Consider the following 22,686-nt stretch of genomic DNA (forward strand, 5'->3'; position numbering starts at 1 on the left):
ATATTCAAAGCCTATTTCTTTTAATATTCTAGTTTCCTTCATATCCTTTTTTAAAATCTTTTTTTATAGTATCTGCTGATTCTGATACTTTTTCAAAAACATCATTTACTCCATCACAATTCATATTAGGTCCTCCCACTGAATACTTATATCCACAGAATAAACCTATTATTAATAATATTACAGTCGGTGGCATAAAGAATAATAATAAAAGTATTGAAATTGTTAATGATATTCTTATTGGTTTTTCATTATCTTTTTTAACTTCAAAATAATTCTTATTCCCTTTAGATATAATCTTTCCTAAACCTTTAAATATTCTTCCAATAACTTCTCCAATTCCACCATAGCTTTCGTGCTTTTTTTTAGTACTATCTTCTTTCTTTTGGTCCTCTTCTTTTATTTCAATAATAGTTGTAGTATAATTATTTTCTACTTTTCCACTTCTCTCTAGATATATTATTGCATCTAAAAGATCCCAATTACATTTTTCTAATACCTCTTGTGCTTCTTCATAAGTTACATGAGCTTTCTCCATTAATTTTTTAATCATTTCATTTCTTTCCATTTATATAACCCTCCCGAAATTTGTTTTTCTCATTTACTATGGTTATATAATACTTTTAGTAAATTAATCTAAAATATAAGAAAGATTAAAATTAGATTAAAAATTATATTTATTAATATAAAATACCTATATTTCTTATTAACACATCTTATAGAAATTATTATTTAGGACGCTTCTTAACTTGTTTTTGAGAAAGTCCTTTTTTTATTTCAAAGCATCCAACTACAAATAAAAAAATACCAAAAGCTTTCTTTAATATTTCAGAAGACAAATAATTTGCTAAAAAGGCACCTACAATAGAACCTAAAACTCCAAATAAAGCTATTGGTATTACTAACTTAAGTATAACATTTTTATTTTTAATATGGATTATAAGAGCAAAAATAGCCATTGGTATAGATGACAGTAAATTAATACTTTGAGCGATTTTAGGATCAATTTTTACAAACATAATTAAAGCAGGTATAAGAATAGTTCCTCCTCCCATTCCCATTCCACCAATTATTCCTGCAAAAAAACCTATTATTGTATATATCATTAAAACACCATCCTAAATGCAGCTATTATCATTATTATTCCAAAAATTATTCTTAAAAATTTTCCTGTAACTTTAGATAATAATTTAGCTCCAATAATCCCACCTACTATACTTCCTATTGCAACTCTCCATGTCAACTGAAAATCATAAGTACCTTTAAAAATATAAACTGCTGAACTTGCCCCGGTTAAAAATACTATTATAGCTAGTGCTGTGGCATGTGATTTATGCTCTTCTAACTTAATAATATCATTTAAAATTGGTACTAAAAGAGTGCCTCCACCTGAACCAAAAGATCCATTTATGAACCCTGTAAATAAGCCTATTAAAGAATTTTTTATATTAAAACTCTTTTTTTTATTTTCCATCTTACTCACCACCTAATTGTATTTTAACCAATTCATATTGTTTTAATTAGTGATAGATTATTTAAAATAATATTATACAGTTATTCTTAATAAATATTTATTAAAAAGGCTGTGCATATTATTGCAACAGCCTTTTTTTACTAAAGTCTTACTTATTTTTAGTTATATAGTCTTCTAAAGCTTCCATAGCTAAAACATAACCTTTTTCACCGAATCCACATATTTGCCCTATACAAGCTGGGGCCGTCTTAGACTCTTTTCTAAACTCTTCTCTAGCATGCACATTTGAAATATGAACTTCAACTGTTGGAATTCCAGTATTTCCTTTTATAGCATCATGTAAAGCTATGCTGTAGTGAGTATATGCACCTGGATTTATAACAACACCATCAAACTTTTCAAAGTATGCTCTTTGTAAGAAATCTATCATAGTTCCTTCACAATTACTTTGAAGTAAAGTGACTTCGTATCCTCTCTTTTCTCCTTCTTCTTTTATATATTCACATATTTCAGTAAAACTCTTTGATCCATATATTCCTTTTTCTCTAACACCTATCATATTTATATTAGGACCATTTATTATCATAAACTTCATAACTTATTCCTCCTATATGCACTTTTACAACATCTATTTTTTTTATTTTAATTCTATCTTTCTTTAATTATAGCCTTTCTAATTAACAAAAATGCAACTCCAGATAATATTACTACTAATACTAAAAATGTAGTTATACAAGCAAAAACATTTACTGGATTAAATCCAAAAATATAATCAAGAAATTCATTTATTTTCATCATTAATCTAGGATTTGTTATAGAAAAATTAGCATTAAATATTATGAATACTACTGGAATAACTGATACTAATACTTTTAAATATTTATTAGATCTATAATAAATCATGTTAATAACTATTCCAATTACATAAACTAGTAAACATAAAGAAAATTGAAATAAAATTGTATTAAAAATAGTACTTAAGCTATTACTTTGTGTCCAAGATCCATTATGAATATCTCCTATGATTCCAACTAAATTTCCATAAGCCATGTCATAAAGTGTTGGGTTCTTAATAAAAATATTACTTATTCTATTAATTATAACATCTATAATTGACATAACTAAGGATATTGGAATGCTTGATATTAATAATCCTTTAATAAATGTTTTTCTTGATATACCATTACTCTTAGCAAAATAAAAATTTGATTTAAATGAATTTAATCCACAAACAAATAAGAAAATTACAGTTGAAAATTCTACACCAGACATTGAACTTCTACCACCTGATACAGCTATTAGTCCTATTATTACACAAACAAATATACAATAATATATTATGCTCGCTTTCACAATCCCCTCAATATTCATCTTTGCAATCTTTAAACTTTTCATCTTAAACCTCCTCCTTTTCAGTTAAATATATAAATAACTTTTGTAATTCAACCTTTGAAAATTTTAAATCTAAATCTTCTGCTAACTTTTTATCTTCATTAGTTAAATTACCTATTATAGTAGCAGATTTAAATGATGTTATCTCCTCAATATTAACTATATTTTTTGCACTTATAAACTTATCTATATTTTCAGTTAATCCAGAAACTGTATATGACTTATCTAATAATTCTTCAGCTTCATCACTACTAATAATTTTGTTATTATTCAAAATAATTACCTTTTCTATTAAATTTGAAACCTCTTCAATAATATGAGTAGATAAAATTATAGTTTTAGGTTTTTCAATATAGTTTTCCATTAATTCTTTATAAAATAATTCTCTATGATTTGCATCAAGTCCTAGTACTGGCTCATCAAATATTAAAATTTCTGCATTTGAAGCAAGTGTAGTTATTATTTTGCATATTGAATTATATCCCGTTGAAAGATTCTTTATTTTAGTATTAATATTTAAACTAAATTTCTTTGATAATTCTAAGGCATACTTGCTATCAAAATTACTGTAAAATTCTTTAGTCCATTTAAATACATCTTTTACTTTAAAATCTTCTGGATAAAGAGTTCTTTCAGTCATAAAATATATCTTTTCTAAAGCATTATCATTTTCATATACATTTTCGCCATCAATTGTAATTTCACCTGAATCTACTATTGCTCTATCAGTAATTAAATTTAATAAAGTTGTTTTTCCTGCTCCATTTCTTCCTAGCAGCCCATAAATTTTATTTTCTTCAAATTTTATATTTATATCTTTTAAAACTTGTTTTTTATTATAGATTTTATTGACCTTTTTAACCTCTATTATAGCCATATTCTTACCTCTCTTTACTAATCATTTTTATAATATCTTCTATTGATATATTTAGTTTCTTTGCCTCATCTAAAAGTGCAACTATATAATTATTAAAAAAGCTTTCTTTTCTTTTATTCATTAATATCTCTTTACTTCCTTTAGAAACAAACATCCCAACACCTCTTTTTTTATATATAATTCCTTCATCAACTAAAATGTTAAATCCCTTTCCTACAGTAGCAGGATTAATTTTATACTTTACTGATATTTCTGTAGTTGATGGTATCATCTCATCCTCTTTGAATATTCCTTTTATAATATTATCCTCTATTGACTGAGCTATTTGAATGTAAATGGGAATATCATTATTAAACTCTATAATCATATTATATTTTTACCCTCCCTTCTCTTAGTTAGTTAATCAGTTAATTACTTATATAATTAACTATATGACTATTAAAGTGTTTTGTCAATATTTTACTGTATTTTTTTTCTAAAATTATAAAAACCTTTATATTAAATTTCTTTTTATTTCTTATTTCTATATTATTTATTGTATAATATAAACATTGCTATTTTAAAATTGAAAGGAGCATTATCAATGAAAGAATTAGAAACTAGAGTAATGGATATCGACGTTGATGATATTAGAAATAAAATGGAATCTTTAGGTGCAATTAAGATTAAATCTGAAGATCAAGTTAATGAAATATATGATTTTGAAGATGGTAGACTTTTAACTGCCAAAGGATATGCTAGAGTTAGAACTACTATCGATAGGCTTACTGGAAAAGAAACTGTCTTTATGACTACTAAAAAAATGTTAAGTCAAGGTACATTTAAAGTCATGGAAGAAAATGAAACTATAGTAGAAGATGGAGAAATGGCTAGAAGAATATTTAAATCTTTAGGGCTTGTACTCCAAGAATCTATTTCTAAATATAGAGAAAGTTATAAAATTAATGATTCTTTAATTGAAATTGATATTAATGATAAAAATTTTTGCCCATTTCCTTATTTAGAAATTGAAACTACTTCTGAGGAAAAACTTGAAGAAACTCTAAAATTAATTGGATACACTTTAGCTGATACTACATCTAAAACTATCTATGAAATTTTAGCTGAAAGAGGAATTGAAGGTAAAATTAAAGGAAGATAATAAAAAAATACCCACTTTCGTGGGCATTTTTTTATTTAATTGTTCTAAATTCAAAACCTTTGCTTTGTAAATATTCTATTATCCTTGGAAGAGCTTTAACTGTTTCTTCCTTTCCATATGTATCATGCATTAATAAAACTACACTATCTGCATTAGGTCCTAAAGCTTCAACTGTTTCTTTAGTACACTCTACTAACTGATCTGCATTTTTCTTTGAGCCTTCAGCATCCTTATCTAATGCATTCCAATCAACATTGTAATACCCATCCTTCTCCATTTCAGCTTTCATAGCTGTACGACCTTCCCATGACCAATATCCACCTGGTAATCTAATAACTCTTGTTGAGAAATCTTTACCTAATACTGCTTTCATTGAATTTTGACTTTTTTCAAGGTCTGATACAATATTATTTACATTCATTACTCCATTAGGATATAGATATGAATAATCATGTCCGTATGTATGGTTACCTATTGCATGTCCTCTCTTAACTTCTTCTTTTAATACCTGTTTGGCTTGATCATTCTTATCTATTGATGATCCTAAAACAAAGAATGTTGCCTTAACATTATATTTATCTAATATATCTAATACTTGTGGAGTATTTGTTGTTGATGGTCCATCATCAAAAGTTAAATATACAACTTTTTTACCATCTGTTCTTACTGGATAATGTTTAGTTCCATTTAAAAGTCCTTTAGTATTTTCAGCAACCATGGCTGCATCATCTGCATTAGGATCTTCCTCAAATGATAGATATCCACTATTATCTAACTTATTATTATCCACTTTATCTTTGTCATTTGCTTCATCTTTATTATTTTCTAATTCATTTTTATTATTAGATTCTGTATTATCACTTGTCCCATCTTTATTATCATTGGGATTTGTAATTTGTACATTTTCTTGTTGATGTTTAGGAATAAATTTTATACCTACAAATATTCCAACTACCATTAAAATACCTGCTAGTAAAATTTCTTGATTTCTTTTTCTTTTTTTCTTTCTGTTAACTCTTTTCCTTCTTTGACCCATGATTCTATACTTTCCTCCACATTTTATATTTTTCAATTATCTTATCTAAATATAAATTTCTTTACCTTACATTTATTTTTTCTTTAATACTAATATACATCATACACATAGGCAAATTCGTTACAAAAGTGTTACAAATTAATTTCATCCCCAAAACATAATAGGGACAAGTTGAAACTCATCCCTTTAACCTTAATTTTATTATTACTTAATAGTTCTAAATTCAAATCCCTTTTCTTGAAAATACTCTATTATTTGTGGAAGTGCTTTTACTGTTTCTTCTTTTCCATATGTATCATGCATCAGAAGAACAATACTATCTGCATCAGGTCCTAATGCCTCAACAGTTTCTTTAGTACTTTGTAATAATTCATCTGCATTCTTCTGCTTGCCTTCAGCATCTTTATTTAATGCATTCCAGTCTACATTGTAGTATCCATTCTGCTCCATAGATTCTTTCATAGCAGTACGACCTTCCCATGACCAGTATCCACCTGGGAATCTAATAACTCTTGTTGAAAAATCCTCACCTAATACTTCCTTCATTATACTATTATTTTTCTCAATATCTGATATAATATTATCCACATTCATAGTTCTATTAGGATATAAATATGAATAATCATGACTATATGTATGATTAGCTATAGCATGTCCTCTTTTAGCTGTTTCTTTTAATATGTTTTTTGCTTCTTCATTTCCCTCAATTGATTTTCCTAAAGTAAAAAATGTTGCTTTCACATTATATCTATCTAATACATCTAATATTTCAGGAGTATTAGTTGTTGACGGTCCATCATCAAAAGTTAAATAAACAACTTTTTTACCATCTGTTCTTACTGGATAATGTTTAGTTCCATTTAAAAGCCCTTTAGTATTTTCAGCAACCATAGCTGCATCATCTGCATTAGGATCTTCTTCAAATGATAAGTAACCACTATTATCTACTATGTTACCTTCTACTTCTTCAGAATTACCTGTTACCTCTTTATCCTCAGAACTCCCCTCTACTTCCTTATCCTGAGAGTTTGTTTCTTCATTAGGTTTTGTGGTAACTTGTACATTTCCTTTATTCTGTTTTAGAACAAGCTTAGTTCCTATAACTGCTGAACTAATTATTAAAGCACATGTAATTAATATAATAATGTTTTTTTTCTTTTTTTGTTTTCTGTATCTACCTCTATTAGATCTTTTTTTTTGCATTATTACCCTACCCCCTATTTTTTTACATTACATCATTACTTTTACTAATATAATAACACATCTGAAAATATTCTTCCAAAATTCTTTTATTAAATTTAGATACTATTTCTCTTTAATAATCTTATAAAAAATAAAGACGGAAAGCTTTTACTTACCATCTCTATCCTATATTTTATACCTAATTTTCAAAACTATTTATTCACATGTTCTCATGTTATATTCATCTCTTTTTAATTCTTCCTAATCATAAGTTTTTTAGTTTCTCTTCATTTAAAATTAACTAATTATCAGATAAAGGTACACCATCTGCATCTGTAGTTATTGTAGTACCACATAATATAAGTATTCCTTCAATAAATCCCCAAAGACTACCTGCACCACAAGTTAAAATAGTAACTACAATTTGTAGAATCCCTATTCCTACATATCCTAAATAAAATCTATGAATTCCAAGCCCACCTACTAAAATTCCTAATATTCCTGCTGCAACCCTAGATTTTGGTCTTTTTGCTACATAATTTAAATTATAATTTTGATTATTGTAATTATTAGAATAACCTTGATTGTTATTTGCAGAATAATTTTGATTGTTATAAGTATCTTTCTTTAAATCTTCATTATAATTTTCTATAACATTTCCACAATTGCTACAAGTGGCTTCATTTACCTTTACTCCACATCTATCACAATATCCTTGTCCTTCACCTGATTTAAAACCACAATTAAAACAAAAGTTAACACCTTCATTTAATTTTTCTCCACAATTCTTACAATACATATTACCTTCCCCCTTAAATATATATATAAATATTATACAGTATCAATTTAAAGCATATCCATATATTTTATATATATATTCCATTATTATTAATATTTATTCTTAAAAAGATTATTCCTAATATAATAATAACAAAAAACCTAAGATACTATTACCTAGGTTCTTGTTTACTTCTATATTAAATTATTAACTTTTCTATTATATAGTCTCTTTAGCTAATACTTTACTAACTTCTTTTATTTCTGATAAAACCCCTCTTATACTTGAAAAAATTATCTTATTATCAATTCCATTTGCTGAATTTATATGTTCTTCTACATTTTTTATTGCTTTATTAATATCTATATTCTGTATATTTGATAACAACTTTAAATCTTCAACCATATGTTCAACATTATTATTTTTAATTTCATTTATTCTTACTAATGTATATAATTGATAAATATCAATAATTAAAATTCTCAATTTATCAAAGTAACTACTATACTCTTCTGTAATAGAGTCACCGTTATTAACCGCTAATCTTTCTTCTATCATAGTAGTTACAAGTAATAATGTATCCATTTCATGAGTATTATCATTTTTATTAATTGCTTCCTCATATACTTCATTTAACATTCCATAAAGAACTTCCCTATAGGTACCTAAAAGTTCTTTATTTGCATCTTTCATTCTTACAGGTAATACAAATCTATTAATGATAATAGCTATTATAGTACCTAATATAACAAATACTATCCTATCGATAGTTAATACTACCGCTCCTCCAGTCATAGCAGCTGCACCAATTGCACATATTGTAGTACAAATAGTTCCATATCTATATGTTGAAGTATATGATCTTAAATAACCTGCAACCATTATTATTAACATTCTAATTAACGTATTTTTAAATATTGTAAATGATATAACTATTATAGCTCCACCAACTAAAGTTGCAAACATTCTATCTCTTAGCTTTTTCTTTGATAATTCATATATAGGAATTATTATTGCAAATGCTGTGAAGTATATCCATCTACCTTCTGGTAATTTAAAATAATCTGCAATAAAAACAGCAATAGTTATTCCCAAAGATACTCTAATAGCATAAGAAAACTTTACTGATTTTGTATAAAACTCCTTCTTATGAATATTAACCATTTTATAAGTTTCTGGTATATCTTTACAAGCTTTTATAGTATTATAATTTTCTTTACCTAATGATTTTAATTCTTCTAAAGATATATTTAACATATTAATAGTATTTAATATTCTTAAGCTAATTACGTCATAAATATTATCTTTTCTATAGTTATTTAGTATTTTACTTATAGTACCCGTAATATTTTTTAAATCATCTTCTTTTCCTAAACTACCCTTTAACTCTTTCAAACAAATTATTAAGTCATTTAATACTTGTTTGTTAGTAGTATTTTCATCTAATAAATTTGATAACTTTTCTAGAATTATAACAATATTTAATTTTATTCTACCTTCTTCTGTTACATAAAAGTTATCTTTTCTATTATCATAAATAATTTTTCTAAACTCATTAGCATTACTTTTTATTGCTTTGTTTATTTCGTTTTTATCTCCATTGTTATTTATCTTTGTTATAAGATTATCGCAAATACCACCTATTAACTTATTTCCAACTTTAGTAGTTTTATTTTTATTAACAACAAATTGTATTAACATAATTCCAATTGGTGCTACTAAAAGGGAAAGCAGTCTCATTGGTAATTCAGCTGCAGTAATAGGAGTAGCTAATAAAAACATATATTGTAATGTAAATGGTAAATATACCGGTGATTTTAAATTATAATAAAAGGTATAAGCTATTACAAATATACCTATGAAATTTATTGGTATAGCTGCCCATATATTAAGATTTGCTAAATATGTAAATATGCCTATTCCTAAGTTTATTATAAGCAACTTCACTAAATTTTTTCCTGGAGAAACAGTAAGATTAATTTGGGTAAGCATTAATATTGCTGTTATGCCCATTACTCCAACAAGTATATTTTTATCTCCAAAAATAATTTTAAATGTTATTACAAATGCCATTATAAAAACATATAAAATAGTCTGTGATATAATAAATTGCTTAGTTATTTTTGTCTTTCCAGCCAATGTAACCTCTCCCTTTCCTAATAAATATGCAAGAAATAATTCTACTCTAAATTTAATCTTATATTAATTTCATTCTTTTATAGTATTTTCTTGTGTTGCTATACTTTTTACTAATAAGCGATTTCACTTATATTATTCTCTTATAACTATAAAATTATTAGTATTTTTACTTATAAATGCTAAAAAGATGATTGCTATTAACTATAACAACCATCTTTTCTAATTAATATATTATAATTTTTCTCTTCTTAAAGAAGATTTAATAAACAACTCTTGTAAAGCTTCTTTATCCTCATTTTCCAAACAACTTTTAATTTTATCTAGTTCTTCTTCAAAATTATAAATTGCTTGTAATAAATTTTCTTTATTACCTAGAAATAATTGACTCCATAAAGATTCATTGATATTTGCAATTCTAGTTAAGTCTCTATAACTATCTCCTATAAACTCCCCTGTATTTCTGCCTTCAATATCACTATTTATAAGAGCTACAGCTAAAGCATGAGGTAATTGACTGGTAAATGCTATCATTTCATCATGATATTTAGGACATATTCTTTTTATATGCTTAAATCCCATTTTATATGCTAAGTTTTCTATTAAATCTAAATTTTCATCCTTATTTCTATCTGTTACTGTAATTAAAAAGTTTGCACCTTTAAATACTTGATTTGTCGCATAATCTATACCTTTTTTCTCCCTTCCAGCCATTGGATGAGCAAAAACAAAATCAATATTTTCTGGTAATATTTTTGTTATCTCATTAATAAATAACTGCTTAATTCCTGTAACATCCGTAATTACCGCTCCATCTTTAAAATGCTCTTTATTATTAATTATAAAATCTTTAACCAAATTAGGGTAAACAGCTAATACAATTAAATCAGCATCTTGGATTATTTCCTTCTCGTCTTCATAGCCCTCTTTAATAATCCCTAAAGACTTCGCCTTTCTTAAAGTTTCTGTATTCTTATCTATACCATAAACTTCTGTATATCCAGCTTCCTTAAGTGCCATTGCATATCCACCACCAATAACACCAAGCCCCACAATAACTATTCTCATAATACCCCCATTATTTAGTGGCAAGTTTCAAGTGACAAGTTAAGGTTGAAACTCCCAAAGGAGTTTCTGAAATATATTTTTTCTAAAAGTATGACTTAGCAGACTTTTTTCCTCAACTTGTCACTTATCACTTGTCACTTGTCACTATAAAACCTTTCCTTCCATTTCAGCTAAAACTTTTACCTTTTTCATTATTGTATCAAACAATTCTGGTTTTACTGATTGTTGGCCATCACTTAATGCATGTTGTGGGTCATTATGAACCTCTATCATAAGTCCATCTGCACCTGCTGCTATTGCTGCTTTTGCTAGTGGCTCTACTAAGTACCAATATCCTGAAGCATGACTTGGATCGACTATTACTGGTAAGTGAGATAACTTTTTAATTACTGGTATTGCACTTAGATCTAAAGTATTTCTAGTGTATCCTTCATAAGTTCTTATTCCTCTCTCACAAAGAATTACATTTTCATTTCCACCAGCCATTATATATTCAGCACTCATAAGCCATTCTTCTATAGTTGAAGATAATCCTCTCTTTAATAAAATTGGCTTATTAGTTTTACCAAGTTGCTTTAATAAATCAAAGTTTTGCATATTTCTTGCCCCAACTTGAATTACATCAACATCTCTTACAAATTCATCTATATAATTAGTAGACATTATTTCTGTTACTATTGAAAGTCCTGTTTCTTCCTTAGCACGCTTTAATAATCTTAATCCCTCAAGCTCTAATCCTTGAAAACTATAAGGTGAAGTTCTTGGCTTAAAAGCTCCTCCTCTTAAGAAGTTGGCTCCTGATGCTTTAACAGACTTAGCTATTTCTATTATTTGTTCTTCACTTTCAACAGAACATGGTCCAGCCATAATACCTAAGTGATTTCCACCAACTAGAGTTCCATTTACATTAATAACTGTATCTTCTGGCTTAAATAATCTATTTGCCTTTTTAAAAGGCTCCTCAACTTTTAATATTTTATCTACTCCATTAAAAGTTAATATACTATTTGAATCTATACTTCTAGTATCTCCTACAACACCTATTATACAGAAAGTTTCACCTTGAGAAAGGTGAGTTCCTAACCCCTGTTTAGTTAATTCATTTTTTACATCAGCAACTTCTCTTTCGCTACATTTAGGATTCATTACAATAATCATTTCTACCATACCTCCATACTTCATTTAGTTTCAAGTTAAGAGCGGCAAGTGACAAGTTAATGTTTAAACTTCTAAGTAAGTTTCTTAAATTATGTTTTTCAAAATTCAGCCTAAGCTGAATTTCCACCTTAACTTGTCACTTGCTACTTGCCACTTGTCACTCTCTAAGTTTTGCTATTTTATTAACGACCTCTTCTAGGCTTCCTATGTTTTCAACTCTATAATCACAATAGTTTTTATAAAGCTCATATCTTTCATCATATAATTTATATAATACTTCTTTACCATTTGCTAGTAAAGGTCTCTTTTCAACTTCTATATCTCCTAAGATATTTTCTACTGGTCTATCAATAAAAACTACTATAGAATTTTTCTTTAAATACTCTATATTTATTGCTTTTTTAACAACACCTCCACCTGAAGAAATAATTGTTTTTTCTTTTTCTCCAAGTTCTCTACAAGTTTCAGTTTCTATATTTCTGAAATAATCTTCACCAATTTTAAATAATTCAATAATAGTCTTTCCTTGCTTTTCTTCAATATAGTAATCCATATCTATAAATTTATAATTTAATTTATCTGAAAGCAAATTTCCTACTGTAGTCTTTCCACATCCAGGTAACCCTATTAGTGTAATACTCTTCTCCATATCCTTCATACTCTCTCTCCTACTTAAAATCTTTTGCCACCTCAGTGTATATATAATTTATTAGTTCTTCACTTATTTCCCTATCATTAAAGATAGCTTGACTTTTAACTGCTTGACCAACCAGCATATGCAATCCACCTATAGCAACTTTTCCTTCTTCTGTTGCTATTTGAAGAAACTTAGTTTTTGTAGGATTGTATACTAAATCTACAGCCACATCAAAATTTTTCATTATATCATTACCAACTGCAGATTTATCAATATTAGGATACATTCCAACAGGAGTTGTATTAATTATTAGATATCCATTTATATTAGATAATTCATCATAATTAATTATTGATATCCTTTTATTTATGTTATTTAAATTAACATTTTCTGGTGTCCTACTTACTATATATATTTTTTCTACTTCATTATCTAATAAATAAGTAATTACAGCTTTACATGCCCCACCAGAACCTAAGATAACTGCAGTTTTATTTTTTACATTTATATTTTTACTTTTAATCATAACTTCAATCCCAAAATAGTCAGTATTATATCCATAAAGCTTATTATCCTTTAACATTACTGTATTAACAGCACCAATTCTAGTTGCTTCATCTGAAATACAATCTAAATATTTCATTATACTTTCCTTATATGGAATTGTAACATTAAACCCTTTTATCTTAAGTAATTTCACTGCTTCCACAAAATTATCTAATTTATTTTTAGGAATCTCAAATAATTTATAAGCACCTTCAGTATTGTTTTTCTCCAATATTATCTTATTGATTTTTGGGGATAAGCTATGACTTAACTTTTCACCTAATAATCCATAGAACTCCATTTAATCACCACTCTTTTTTAGCAATTAAGAAATTAAGATTATAAACAACGCTTCGCTAGTTTAAAATATTAAGATTTAGCTTTGCTAAAATTAAGAAATTTCTTAACTCCTTAATTCCTTAGTTCCTTAATTCTTTAACTTCTTCATAACATCCAAGTAATTTGAAATATTGACTTTTTTCTTCAATTAACTTAATTGCTTTTTTCACATCTTCATTTTCTATATTACCTTCAAAATCTACATATAAAAGGTATTGCCAAGGTTGATCTTTACTTGGTCTAGACTCTATTTTTATCATATTAATATTATTTTCTGCAAAGTGTCTTAAAAGGTTATATAACGTACCAGCTTTATCATCTAGTGAAAATACAACTGTAATCTTATTACACTCTTTAGATGATTCAAGTTTTCTTCCTACTATAATAAACTTTGTATGATTATTATCTTTATCATTTATTTCTTTTTCAATTACATCTAATCCATAAATTTTTGCTGCTCTTAAACTTGCAATAGCAGCTTTTGATTTATCATTAAGCTCTGAAATATATTTAGCACTTATAGCTGTATTATGGAATGGTATAAGCTTTAAGTTATTTTGTTTACTTAAAAATTCACTACTTTGTTCAAATCCCTGAGGATGTGAATATATTTCTTTTATATCTTCAAGTTTACTCCCTTTTACTCCTATTAAGTTTTGATCTATTTTTATACATTCTTCTCCAACTATATAAAGACCATACTTAACTAATAAATCATAAACAGTAGTTATTGCTCCTGTACATGAATTTTCTATAGGTAATATTCCATAATCTATTTCATTATTTTTTAAAGCTACAAATACATCTTCAAACTCTTCATAATCTATAGTTGTATGACTTTCACCAAAGTATTTAATCATAGCCTCTTCACTAAAAGAGCCTTTTACACCTTGATATCCAATTTTAATATTCCTTAACTCTCTTTTATTTTCGTTAGTTGATATATTTTCTCCTATAGAATCTATTATCTTAGTTTCTTTTTCATTATCCTCAATAATATCAGCTTGAAGACTTCTACTTAACTCCATTAAATTAGTAAAAAACTTTTCTGTAAGCTTTGAATACTCTTTATTATTAAGTCTATTAATATTCTTTTGAATAACTTCAGCTTCTCTAGCTCCATTAAAAATTGGAATATTATTTTCAATCTTATATTTTGCTACATTTACCGCTACATTCATTCTCTTTTCAAATAGTTCAACTAACTCTTTATCTATTTTATCAATTTCATTTCTGCATTCTAAAAGATCCATGTTTTCCCTCCATATTCACTTTTAATCAATCCCAATATTTGTATGCTCCCCGGAGGTCGTTCCAATATTTGGATTTCACTGCATCAACTCTAAAATTCCAATGGCAGTTACTGCTTCTATAACTGGAAGTGCTCTTTGTACAATGCATGGATCATGTCTACCTTCTATGCTTAACTTAGTTTCCTCCATTGTAGCTATATTAACAGTACTTTGCTCTTTAAATATTGATGCTGTTGGCTTTATTGCAACATTGAATACTATTGGCATTCCATTAGTTATTCCACCTAAAATTCCACCATTATTATTAGTTTTTGTTTTTATAATTTTACCATCTAAGTAATATTCATCATTAGCTTCTGAACCTCTCATTTTAGAAATATCAAATCCTTTTCCAAATTCAATTCCTTTAACTGCAGGAACTGAAAACATTAAATGAGCTAATGTTGATTCTACTGAATCAAAGAATGGATTACCTATTCCAGGCTTTATACCTAAAACAGCACATTCTATAGTTCCACCTATAGAATCCATATCTTTTCTTGCATTCATAACTTCTTCTCTCATTGCTTCTTCTAATTCTGAATTAATTAAAGGTAATTCTTTTCCATTAAATGATGATATTAATTCTTCATTTATATCTACATCTAAAAAGCTTTTATCTTTAATACTTCCTATAGAATTAACATGAGCTGCAATTACTATTCCCTTACTTTCTAATATTTGCTTACAAATAGCTCCTGCAAATACAAGTGGTGCAGTTATTCTTCCTGAGAAATGCCCTCCACCTCTATAATCATTAAAGCCATCATATCTCACAACCCCAGTATAATCTGCATGTCCTGGCCTCATTACATCTTTAAGCTTTGAATAATCTTTAGATTTAGTATTGGAATTTCTTATTATTGCACAAAGCGGTGTTCCTGTAGTTTTTCCTTCAAAATATCCACTTAATATTTCCGGTACATCTCCCTCTTTTCTAGGAGTTGATAATGGGCTTTTTCCTGGTGCTCTTCTTGCCATTTCTACCATTACCTTATCCATATCAATAGAAAACCCTGAAGGTAAACCATCAATATTTATTCCTATAGCATTTCCATGAGATTCTCCAAAAATAGATACTCTTATATTATTTCCCCACATTCCACTCATGCACGTCTCCTCCTAAAGTTTTAAAGTCTTCAAAGAAGTTTGGATAAGATTTAGCTATACATTCATAATCTTTTATCACTATTGGTTCTTCACATCTTGTAGAAGCTATCGCTAAAGTCATTGCTATTCTATGATCTTTATGACTCCATACATCTACTCCACCTTGTAGCTTTTCTACTCCTGTAACTACTAATCCATCTTCTTTTTCTATTATCTTAGCTCCTAATTTGTTTAGCTCAGATGTTACTGCTGCAAGTCTATCACATTCCTTAATTCTAAGTCTTCCTGCATTTATTATTTCTGTTGTACCTTTTGTTAATGCAGCTACTGATGTAAGCACCGGTATAATATCTGGACATTGACTTCCATCAATTACTGTACTAGCTAATTCACCATTAGTAGTACCCTTTACCCCTATATCATTTGCATTAAATACAACATTCATTCTTTCTAATATATCTATTACTTCTTTATCACCTTGAAGAGAATTTAAATCTAAATCCTTACATAATACATCATTACCTAAGCTATCTGCACAAAGGAAAAATGCAGCTTGAGAATAATCTCCTTCAACTCTATAATTTCTTGCATTATATTTTTGATTTCCCTTAATAATAAACTCTCTATAATTATTATTAATTATTTCTATTCCAAAATCACTCATTGCTCTTAATGTTAAATCAATATATCCCCTTGATTCCATTTCAGTTGTAATTATAATTTTAGAATCTTCCTTTAATAATGGCAATGTAAATAATAATCCAGTTATAAACTGAGAGCTTACATTCCCTTCAACTTCAAAAGTTCCAGGCTTTAATTCACCATTTATAACTAAGTTAAGATTATCTTCTTCATAAGAATACTTAATTCCCTGTTTTTCAAATATATTATAATAAGTAGTTAATGGTCTTTTCCCTAAATTACCTCTACCTATAAATTTACTACTCCCCCTAAATAATAGTGAAATAGGAACTAAAAATCTTAAAGTTGAACCTGATTCATTACAATCAATAACTCTAGTTTCTTGTGCTTTTTCATCACTTCCATATACTCCTATTACTTTAATGTGATCTTTGTGTTTAACTATTTTAGCTCCTAAAGAATTCATTGCATCAATAGTTGCTATAATGTCATCTGAATAATCTATATTTTCTATAATGCATAATCCATCACTTAAAGCTGCACAAATAATTGCCCTATGTGCCATACTTTTTGAAGGTGGTATTTTTACTTCTCCTTTAAGCTTTGATGGATTTATCTTTAAATCTGCCATACAATCTCCTCTTTTATTTCTTAAAAAATTCTGCTGTAGTTTTATATATTTCTGAACTTCCTATTTCCTTTAAAATAATTACATTTAAATAATTTCCTAATTTCTTCTTATCTAAATTAATTACTTCTAAAGTTTCTTCAATATTAACATCTATTTCATATGGAAGGTTATATTTAACTAAAATATTTTTAATTTTTTGAGAAGTTCCTTTTTTAGTTAATCCTTTTTCTTCACTAATTTTACTTATTACATACATTCCAATGGCAACACCTTCACCATGACTATATTTAGTATAATTATAATATTGTTCTATGGCATGACCTAAAGTATGACCAAAATTTAAAAGCATTCTTTCGCCTTTATCTTTTTCATCATTCTCCACAACTTGCCTTTTAATATCGCAACATTTGTGGATAACCACTTCCATATTGTTGATTAATTGTTTATTATTTTCCATTTTTTCAAGATAATCAAAGAATTCTTTATCCTTAATGCATCCATATTTAATAACTTCCGCCATTCCATCTATAAAAAATCTATCTTCTAATGTATTTAATACTTCTGGATCTATTAATACGCATTTTGGGTGATAAAAACTCCCTACTAAGTTTTTCCCTCTATCTAAATCTACTGCTACTTTCCCACCAACACTACTATCAACCTGTGCTAAAAGTGATGTTGGTATTTGTACAAAGTCAACTCCTCTTAAATATGTAGAAGCTACAAACCCTGCTAGGTCTCCTATAACTCCTCCCCCTAATGCAATTATCAAATCACTTCTAGTTAAATTAAAATCTAGAAGTTCATTATATACAATAGGTAATGTGTTAAAGTTTTTAGTTTCTTCACCTGGTTTTAATGATAACAACTTAACTTCAAAGTTACTATCCTTTAATTTCTCACTAATTTTTTCCCCATAATATTTATTTACATTATCATCTGTAATAATAAATATCTTCTTTCCCTTGTATACCTTTCTAATTTCTTCTGAAACCCTATTAATAAGTCCCTTTTCAATTATAATTGGATAACTTCTATCTTTTAAATCAACTATTAGTTCCATATTACTATCCTTTCTATATTTCACGTCCTACTGCTGCTGCAATAAGTTTTAAATCTTCCATTAATTTTGCAAATACATCTGGCTTTAATGATTGTTGTCCATCACATAATGCTTTTTGTGGATCATTATGAACTTCAATTATAAGACCATCAGCTCCTACAGCTACTGCTGCCTTTGATAGTTGTTCTACCATCCACCATTTTCCTGCTGAGTGACTTGGATCAATTATTACTGGTAAGTGACTTAATTTTTTAATTGCTGGTACAGCACTTAAGTCTAAAGTATTTCTAGTGTATGTTTCAAAAGTTCTTATTCCTCTTTCACAAAGAATAACTTGTTCATTACCACCAGCCATAATGTATTCTGCACTCATTAATAACTCTTCTATTGTTGCAGATAAGCCTCTCTTTAAAAGTATTGGTTTATTAATCTTACCTAACTCTTTTAATAAATCAAAGTTTTGCATATTTCTTGCACCTACTTGAATTATATCAGCTTTTTCAACAAATGTTTCTATATCATATGGTGACATAAGTTCTGTCACTATTGGTAATCCTGTTTTAGCTTTCGCTTCATTTAATAATTCTAAACCTTCATATTTTAATCCTTGGAAACTATATGGAGAAGTTCTTGGTTTAAATGCCCCACCTCTTAAGAAACTAGCTCCATGTTTTTTAACTTCATCTGCAACTAATGCAATTTGTTCTTTATTTTCAACTGAACAAGGTCCAGCTATTACTGCAATTTTATTTCCTCCAATAGTATGACCATTAACATCAATTATTGTATTTTCTGGATGGAATAATCTATTTGCTTTCTTAAAAGGTTCTTGAACATGCATTACCCTTTCAACATTAGGATTTGCTTCAATGTATGAAGGATCTATTTTTGTTGTATCCCCAACTAATCCTAATATACTCATTTCTGCACCAATAACAGGATTTACTGTTACACCTAAAGATTCTAATTCTCCTGTTAATTTTTTAATTGTCTCCTGACTTGTTTTTGGTTTTAATATTACTACCATTTAAAATGCCCCCTTAAAAAATTTTTAAAATTGAAAACTTTATATTTTTTTATTTCTTAGTTTTCAATATATAAAAAAGAGAACCCTTAATGAGCTCTCTCTTATAACCATACTTTAAATACACTTTTAGATATTAAGATATATAAAAAGGTTCCCTAAACACTCATTAGAAAAAATTTATATTTATTTTTGCAAAAGAAATAGCTAGCGCTAAAATAAAAGCCCCAGAATATAAAATAAAAAAAGCTATAAAATTTTGCTGTTAAATTCTTTTCTAATCCTTTCATAATATATCCCTCTCTTAATTATCATTAATTTACTTTTTATTAATTTTAACCATATTTAACCATCTTGTCAATCTTTTTACATATTTTTTTTATCATTTTATATTATCCTACAAAATAGGTGCTAACAATCTTATTAATGATTCTTTAATTTTTAAATTTTTAGATCTTTTATAATATTCTTCTTTTATAACTAATTTAGATTTTAATTGATCCTCTAAAAATATCTTTTCTTGTTCTTTAGCTACTGTTTCATTATAAATAAATGCATTTATCTCAAAATTTAATTTAAAACTTCTTATATCTAAATTTGCGGTTCCAATACTACATACTTCTCCATCTGCTACAATTGTTTTAGAATGAATAAATCCATTACCGTAACGATATATCTTTATTCCATATTCTATTAGCAATCCTATATTAGCACTTAACATCCATTCCATAAAAAAGTGATCTGGAGCTCCAGGAACTATAATTCTAACATCAACCCCCGAAAGAGCTGATATTTTTAATGCCTCCATCATTGGACTATCCGGTACCAAATATGGAGTTTGAATATAAACATAGTTTTTTGCATTATTTATAATTTTCATATAAGAATTTTTAATATATTCTTCCATATGATCTGGTCCAGAAGATACTATTTGCATTCCTACATCGCCTACTATCTCTGGAGTCGGAAAATACATTGACATATTACCCATTTTTTCATCTGAAGCATAGTCCCAATCTAATATGAATCTCTTATTTAACTCATTGACAGCTTCCCCTCTAACTCGGATATGAGTATCTCTCCAAAATTTAAATTGCTTTCCTTTGTTAACATACTCATTTCCAACATTAAATCCACCAACATATCCAATTTTACCATCAATAACAACTATCTTTCTATGATTTCTATAATTAATACGGGTATTAATATGTGGTAAAACTCCTGGAAAGAATATAGCCATCTTTATTCCATAAGATTCTATTTCCTTAATTATTTTTTTAGTAATTCGCTTTGATCCCATGCCGTCTATAAGTAATCTTACTTCTATACCATCTTTAACCTTTTCATGTAGTTCTTTTATCAACGCTCTTCCTAAATCATCATATCTAAAAATATAGTATTCGATATGTATAAAACTTTTTGCAGCTCTAATATCATTCAATAATTCTCTAAATTTATCTTCTCCATTAATATAGGTTTTTACTTCATTCCCAGTAGTATAAACTGCTCCTGAATGGTTATAATTCATTAAAATCAAATCTTCATAATTCTCATTAATTTCACTATCAAAACTAGGTAGTTCATGATTACTTCTTAATTTATATCTTTTAATTTTATCTGCAAGCTTTTTTTCTCTAAATATTTTTTGCCTACTCAAATTTTGCCCCAATAATAGGTATAAAATAAATCCTATACCTGGTAATGCAATTAGTATTATAAGCCAAGCCCATGTTGTTGTCGGTTCTTTTCTTTCGATAAATATTAATGATAGTGCAGACAATAAATTTAATAAAAAAAACATTACTAGTAATACTATATATGCCATAAATCATTAATTCCTTTCAAACTTTAGCTCTCTCTTCTTATATATATTATACATCAACCAAGTACTATTTAATACCATCTAAGTAAATTACATATAAAAAGAACCATGCTTCATAGCATGGTTCTTTTTATAGTAAATTTTATATATTAAGCAAAGTATCTGTTTAATAGACCTTCGAAAGCTTTTCCGTGTCTAGCTTCATCTTTACACATTTCGTGAACTGTGTCATGGATTGCATCTAAGTTTAATTCTTTAGCTAATTTAGCTAAATCTAATTTACCTTGAGTTGCTCCATGTTCTGCAGCTACTCTAGCTTCTAAGTTAGCTTTTGTATCAGCAACAACTACTTCTCCTAATAATTCAGCAAATTTTGCAGCGTGTTCTGCTTCTTCGATAGCTATTCTCTTATAAGCTTCAGCAACTTCTGGGAATCCTTCTCTATCAGCTTGTCTTGACATTGCTAGGTACATTCCTACTTCTGTACATTCTCCAACAAAGTTAGCTCTTAATCCTTCGATTACTCTTTCGTCTACACCTTGAGCTACTCCAATTCTGTGTTCATCAGCAAATACTAATTCTCCAGCTTGTTCTACGAACTTATCAGCTCCAACATGGCATAATGGGCATTCTGCTGGTGCAGTTTCTCCTTCATGAACATATCCACATACTGTACATACAAATTTCTTCATAATTTTACTTCCTCCTAAAATTTCATATCTTTCATTTATTTTCTTATTTATTTTAAACTATATACTACAAAAGTACAAGCATTCTATACTTTTGTAGTTTTTTAAAATTTATTAAGCAAAGTATCTGTTTAATAATCCTTCGAAAGCTTTTCCGTGTCTAGCTTCATCTTTACACATTTCGTGAACTGTGTCATGGATTGCATCTAAGTTTAATTCTTTAGCTAATTTAGCTAAATCTAATTTACCTTGAGTTGCTCCATGTTCTGCAGCTACTCTAGCTTCTAAGTTAGCTTTTGTATCAGCAACAACTACTTCTCCTAATAATTCAGCAAATTTTGCAGCGTGTTCTGCTTCTTCGATAGCTATTCTCTTGTAAGCTTCAGCAACTTCTGGGAATCCTTCTCTATCTGCTTGTCTTGACATTGCTAAGTACATTCCTACTTCTGTACATTCTCCAACGAAGTTAGCTCTTAATCCTTCGATTACTCTTTCGTCTACACCTTGAGCTACTCCAATTCTGTGTTCATCAGCAAATACTAATTCTCCAGCTTGTTCTACGAACTTATCAGCTCCAACATGGCATAATGGGCATTCTGCTGGTGCAGTTTCTCCTTCATGAACATATCCACATACTGTACATACAAAC

The 22,686-nt window shown here is 27.8% G+C and carries 24 protein-coding genes; 1 reads left to right on the forward strand and 23 read right to left on the reverse strand.

What is annotated here, in order from left to right; all coding sequences use genetic code 11:
* Window positions 1-28: 28 nt before the first annotated feature.
* The 7 genes from I2E98_RS07630 to I2E98_RS07660 form a co-directional block, all read right to left on the reverse strand.
* Entirely contained in the window at window positions 29-568 is a 540-nt protein-coding gene (locus tag I2E98_RS07630; RefSeq protein ID WP_195468355.1) for a DUF4342 domain-containing protein, read from the reverse strand.
* Window positions 569-728: 160 nt separating this feature from the next.
* Window positions 729-1,106 carry a sulfite exporter TauE/SafE family protein gene (locus I2E98_RS07635; RefSeq protein WP_195468356.1) on the reverse strand — a complete coding sequence of 126 codons (378 nt, stop codon included), beginning with the start codon at window positions 1,104-1,106 and terminating at the stop codon, window positions 729-731.
* Window positions 1,106-1,474: a sulfite exporter TauE/SafE family protein gene (locus I2E98_RS07640; protein ID WP_195468357.1), complete on the reverse strand. Its 369-nt coding sequence runs from the start codon at window positions 1,472-1,474 to the stop codon at window positions 1,106-1,108. The genes I2E98_RS07635 and I2E98_RS07640 overlap by 1 nt, the downstream gene beginning before the upstream one ends.
* A 148-nt stretch (window positions 1,475-1,622) precedes the next feature.
* A complete protein-coding gene (gene aroQ, locus I2E98_RS07645; RefSeq protein ID WP_195468358.1) occupies window positions 1,623-2,069 on the reverse strand; it encodes a type II 3-dehydroquinate dehydratase in 447 nt (148 codons plus the stop codon).
* Window positions 2,070-2,122: 53 nt separating this feature from the next.
* Window positions 2,123-2,869, reverse strand: coding sequence for a hypothetical protein (locus tag I2E98_RS07650; protein WP_195468359.1), 747 nt, complete (start codon window positions 2,867-2,869; stop codon window positions 2,123-2,125).
* A gap of 1 nt (window position 2,870) precedes the next feature.
* Window positions 2,871-3,743 carry an ABC transporter ATP-binding protein gene (locus tag I2E98_RS07655; RefSeq protein WP_195468360.1) on the reverse strand — a complete coding sequence of 291 codons (873 nt, stop codon included), beginning with the start codon at window positions 3,741-3,743 and terminating at the stop codon, window positions 2,871-2,873.
* Window positions 3,744-3,747: 4 nt separating this feature from the next.
* Complete coding sequence (locus tag I2E98_RS07660) at window positions 3,748-4,110, reverse strand: GntR family transcriptional regulator (protein WP_195468361.1); 363 nt, start codon at window positions 4,108-4,110, stop codon at window positions 3,748-3,750.
* Between the two features lie 216 nt (window positions 4,111-4,326).
* Between I2E98_RS07660 and I2E98_RS07665 the strand changes: the two genes are divergently transcribed.
* Complete coding sequence (locus tag I2E98_RS07665) at window positions 4,327-4,884, forward strand: CYTH domain-containing protein (protein WP_195468362.1); 558 nt, start codon at window positions 4,327-4,329, stop codon at window positions 4,882-4,884.
* A gap of 31 nt (window positions 4,885-4,915) precedes the next feature.
* Here I2E98_RS07665 and I2E98_RS07670 read toward each other — a convergent pair whose 3' ends face one another.
* The 16 genes from I2E98_RS07670 to I2E98_RS07745 all read right to left on the reverse strand — a co-directional run.
* Window positions 4,916-5,920 (reverse strand): polysaccharide deacetylase family protein, encoded by a 1,005-nt coding sequence (locus I2E98_RS07670; RefSeq protein WP_195468363.1) that lies wholly within the window; start codon window positions 5,918-5,920, stop codon window positions 4,916-4,918.
* A 204-nt stretch (window positions 5,921-6,124) separates the two neighbouring features.
* Entirely contained in the window at window positions 6,125-7,123 is a 999-nt protein-coding gene (locus I2E98_RS07675) for a polysaccharide deacetylase family protein (RefSeq protein ID WP_195468364.1), read from the reverse strand.
* Between the two features lie 280 nt (window positions 7,124-7,403).
* A complete protein-coding gene (locus tag I2E98_RS07680; RefSeq protein WP_195468365.1) occupies window positions 7,404-7,901 on the reverse strand; it encodes a TM2 domain-containing protein in 498 nt (165 codons plus the stop codon).
* Between the two features lie 198 nt (window positions 7,902-8,099).
* Complete coding sequence (locus I2E98_RS07685; protein WP_195468366.1) at window positions 8,100-10,019, reverse strand: FUSC family protein; 1,920 nt, start codon at window positions 10,017-10,019, stop codon at window positions 8,100-8,102.
* A gap of 231 nt (window positions 10,020-10,250) precedes the next feature.
* Window positions 10,251-11,084: a prephenate dehydrogenase gene (locus I2E98_RS07690; RefSeq protein ID WP_195468367.1), complete on the reverse strand. Its 834-nt coding sequence runs from the start codon at window positions 11,082-11,084 to the stop codon at window positions 10,251-10,253.
* A gap of 144 nt (window positions 11,085-11,228) precedes the next feature.
* Window positions 11,229-12,242, reverse strand: a complete 1,014-nt coding sequence (aroF, locus tag I2E98_RS07695; RefSeq protein ID WP_195468396.1) for a 3-deoxy-7-phosphoheptulonate synthase — start codon at window positions 12,240-12,242, stop codon at window positions 11,229-11,231.
* Window positions 12,243-12,399: 157 nt separating this feature from the next.
* A complete protein-coding gene (locus I2E98_RS07700; RefSeq protein ID WP_347708021.1) occupies window positions 12,400-12,900 on the reverse strand; it encodes a shikimate kinase in 501 nt (166 codons plus the stop codon).
* 10 nt (window positions 12,901-12,910) lie between these two features.
* Window positions 12,911-13,726: a shikimate dehydrogenase gene (aroE, locus tag I2E98_RS07705; protein ID WP_195468368.1), complete on the reverse strand. Its 816-nt coding sequence runs from the start codon at window positions 13,724-13,726 to the stop codon at window positions 12,911-12,913.
* A gap of 118 nt (window positions 13,727-13,844) precedes the next feature.
* Window positions 13,845-15,017: a prephenate dehydratase gene (pheA, locus tag I2E98_RS07710; RefSeq protein WP_195468369.1), complete on the reverse strand. Its 1,173-nt coding sequence runs from the start codon at window positions 15,015-15,017 to the stop codon at window positions 13,845-13,847.
* Window positions 15,018-15,092: 75 nt separating this feature from the next.
* Entirely contained in the window at window positions 15,093-16,166 is a 1,074-nt protein-coding gene (aroC, locus tag I2E98_RS07715) for a chorismate synthase (RefSeq protein ID WP_195468370.1), read from the reverse strand.
* Window positions 16,144-17,439 carry a 3-phosphoshikimate 1-carboxyvinyltransferase gene (gene aroA / locus I2E98_RS07720; protein WP_195468371.1) on the reverse strand — a complete coding sequence of 432 codons (1,296 nt, stop codon included), beginning with the start codon at window positions 17,437-17,439 and terminating at the stop codon, window positions 16,144-16,146. Before aroA ends, aroC begins: the two co-directional genes overlap by 23 nt.
* A 13-nt stretch (window positions 17,440-17,452) precedes the next feature.
* A complete protein-coding gene (gene aroB / locus I2E98_RS07725) occupies window positions 17,453-18,502 on the reverse strand; it encodes a 3-dehydroquinate synthase (RefSeq protein WP_195468372.1) in 1,050 nt (349 codons plus the stop codon).
* A gap of 13 nt (window positions 18,503-18,515) precedes the next feature.
* Window positions 18,516-19,529: a 3-deoxy-7-phosphoheptulonate synthase gene (gene aroF / locus I2E98_RS07730; protein WP_195468373.1), complete on the reverse strand. Its 1,014-nt coding sequence runs from the start codon at window positions 19,527-19,529 to the stop codon at window positions 18,516-18,518.
* Between the two features lie 394 nt (window positions 19,530-19,923).
* On the reverse strand, window positions 19,924-21,351 hold the full coding sequence (gene cls, locus I2E98_RS07735; protein WP_195468374.1) for a cardiolipin synthase: 1,428 nt from the start codon (window positions 21,349-21,351) through the stop codon (window positions 19,924-19,926).
* Window positions 21,352-21,497: 146 nt separating this feature from the next.
* The gene (locus I2E98_RS07740) at window positions 21,498-22,040 is read right to left on the reverse strand and encodes an NADH peroxidase (RefSeq protein WP_133016596.1); all 543 of its coding nucleotides are present in this window, start codon (window positions 22,038-22,040) and stop codon (window positions 21,498-21,500) included.
* 111 nt (window positions 22,041-22,151) lie between these two features.
* Window positions 22,152-22,686 (reverse strand): NADH peroxidase (locus I2E98_RS07745; protein ID WP_195468375.1); only part of this gene is annotated, 535 nt, incomplete at its 5' end.

The sequence above is a fragment of the Clostridium sp. D43t1_170807_H7 genome, assembly GCF_015555905.1.
Classification (GTDB): domain Bacteria; phylum Bacillota; class Clostridia; order Clostridiales; family Clostridiaceae; genus Clostridium.